This is a genomic window from Deinococcus pimensis DSM 21231, assembly GCF_000519345.1.
Classification (GTDB): Bacteria; Deinococcota; Deinococci; order Deinococcales; family Deinococcaceae; genus Deinococcus_A; species Deinococcus_A pimensis.
Map to the genome: position 1 here is coordinate 4,928 of NZ_KI912619.1, position 306 is coordinate 5,233.

At 76.8% G+C, this 306-nt stretch carries 1 protein-coding gene; it reads right to left on the reverse strand.

Annotation, left to right across the window (positions count from 1 at the left end):
- Positions 1 to 306, reverse strand: a 306-nt coding sequence (locus DEIPI_RS38690) for a DOMON domain-containing protein (protein WP_483782844.1), incomplete at both ends; no start/stop codon positions are given.

Here is a 306-nt window from a genome sequence, read left to right on the forward strand (position 1 = left end):
CGGCCACCACGAGCGATTCGGGGCCGCCCGTCACGTCCGGCGCGAGCGCCCCGTCCGGCGTGAGGGGCGAGTACACGCTGCTCGTCACCCAGTAGCTGTAGCGGCCCGCCGGGACGTCCGTGTCCAGCACGAGGTCCGTGCCCTGCACCGTGAGGCGCGCGTCCTCGGGGCCGGGCGTGACGGTCCCGTCGGGCGCGGCGCTCCACGCGCGCACCCCGAACCCGCTGATCTGGTAGTGCCGCTGCCAGCCCGTCCCGCCCGCCGTGCTGAACCCCGTGGCGCCCAGCTCACGCGAGCCGCCCAGCC